Annotated in this window: 1 protein-coding gene; it reads right to left on the bottom strand. The window is 59.5% G+C overall.

Annotation, left to right across the window (positions count from 1 at the left end; all coding sequences use genetic code 11):
- Positions 1 to 839: 839 nt before the first annotated feature.
- Complete coding sequence (locus AC1DX0_RS35105; RefSeq protein WP_477223766.1) at positions 840 to 1850, bottom strand: sensor histidine kinase; 1011 nt, start codon at positions 1848 to 1850, stop codon at positions 840 to 842.
- Positions 1851 to 2030: the final 180 nt, after the last annotated feature.

The following is a 2030-nucleotide window of genomic DNA, read 5'->3' as shown; positions in this document are numbered from 1 at the left end:
GCTTCACACTATCCAAGCAGGGCAGCGTAGTTGGGGTAAATCAGCAACCACCGCAATCTGGAGGAAGGAGTGATCGCACTGAAAGGAAATCCCCGCGACACACGGACCATCGCCTAACTGGGCGCCTATCCGGTATTGCCGAGCAACAATGCCATTGAGGATAGCGGCTGAGTAGGAGCTCCGTGGAGCTGGTGCGCGCAATGACCCGCCCCTTCGCCGCTCTCCTCGAATTGGCGCGGGTCACCGCCGCTGAGAACCAGCATTGATCGCCGAGGCTGTGCGTTCTCGCGCTACTTTTTGATGATGTTCCCATGGTTCAGGTCGAACGCTTGGGCATCGCCAGCTTGCCTGTGGAAGTCGTCCTGCAGTTCCCCCCAGTCGCCAAGGTAGCGGCCGCAGTTGCTGCAATGGATGGGAGTACTGTCAGTGGCGTGATCGGGGATGTCCAACTGGACTGTCCCGCATGCCTTACAGTCGAGCTTGTGGTCCAGCCTCTTGGGGTCCATTGGGCCTGGGCCTCCTATCAGGCCGCTTTACCGCCCGCAACGCCTACGGTCCAGTAAATTCACCGGAGGACACTAGGCCGGGCACCTCCGTCGACCGGAACGGATACCGTATTTCTTTGGTCGAATACCGTTTGAGATAGGTTGTTTGCCGCCCGTCCCTATCAAACGCTGGCGACAGAGCGCCAGGCCGATCAGGCACCTCACCGGCATAACCACGGTGGATCCGGCTATTGTCCTACATATTATTCTAAACGAGACATTGGGAGCCCGCCACCGTCGTTTGCGCAAGCCAAAATCGCAGGGATGCCCCAAGCGTGTACGGCGAGTGACTGGCTATTGCGCGAGGCGCTCTGGTTGGACTTTCAGCGTGACGATGAGGCCTTGTTTTGACCAATCATAGTCGATCGAACCACGCAGATGTCCTGTGACGCTGCGCTCAACCAGCCTGCTCCCGTAGCCTAGGGCAGCTGTGGGTGGTTCAACCAAAGGGCCCCCACTTTCTGTCCAGACGATGGTCACTGCTTCGTCCTGCGCCGAGCATGAAACATCCAGCGTCCCGGCCTCGGCCGACAGGGCACCATATTTGAGGGAATTGGTGGCAAGTTCATGGATGATCAGCGCCAGGATAGTTGCCGAGGATTCACCGACGCTCATCCTTGGTACCGACACCCGGATGCGGCCGCTGAACGCCCCCAGGTCGTCATAGGGTGCAAGCAGGACCGTGATCAGGTCGCCAAGCAGCGCCGAGGCGGCCTCGGTCTGGCCGGGCACCGGCCGCACCAGATCATGGGCGCGCCCCAGGGCCGTCAGCCGCTGGGTAAGCTCGCGCGCCATGTCACCAGTGGTGGTCGTCGAACGCGAGCTGATGGCCGTAAGGCCGGAGGCTATGGTCAGCAGGTTCTTGACGCGGTGGCTCATTTCGCCGGCGAGAAGCTCACGGCTCTCCTCGGCCTGCTTTCTGCCGGTCACATCAATGAAGATGCCGAACATCAGGCGCTGAACGATCCCTTCGTCGTCGCCTTGACCACGCGCGGAAATCCATTTGAGTTCGTCGCCGATCATGATCCGGAAGTCGATCTCATAGGGGCCAACAATCGCTCGCGTGGCGGTGAAGGCTGCCCGCACCCGGTCTCGGTCGGCAGGATGGATGTGCGCGGACAGGTCTTCAAACTTGACCTCTGCACTTCGCGGGATGCCCCAAAGGTCATAAGCGCGGTCATCCATGGCCAACGCATCGCTGTCCACGTTCCAAGACCAAAGGGTCACGCCCGCGGCTTCGACAGCTCGGATCAAGTTCTTGGGCTCCCAAAGAAGGGGTTTGAGATGTTCAGCGGTGGTTGTCATTCAAACTCGCATGGGCGTCGACGGAGGAAACGGGCTTCGATGTTCAATATCGCCCGATTCATTCGAGATCAGTGAAGAAGTCGCAGATCAAGTCCGCAACTTTAACTGCCTCGAAATCCGTCATATGCGCGGCGGTTTCCACCGCAGTCGTCTCCAAGTCATCTTGATCGACTGCCAGAA

This window comes from Mesorhizobium sp. P3_A9 (assembly GCF_056402975.1).
Note: the sequence above shows the minus strand (reverse complement) of the source record. Positions and strands in the feature narration are given on the sequence as shown.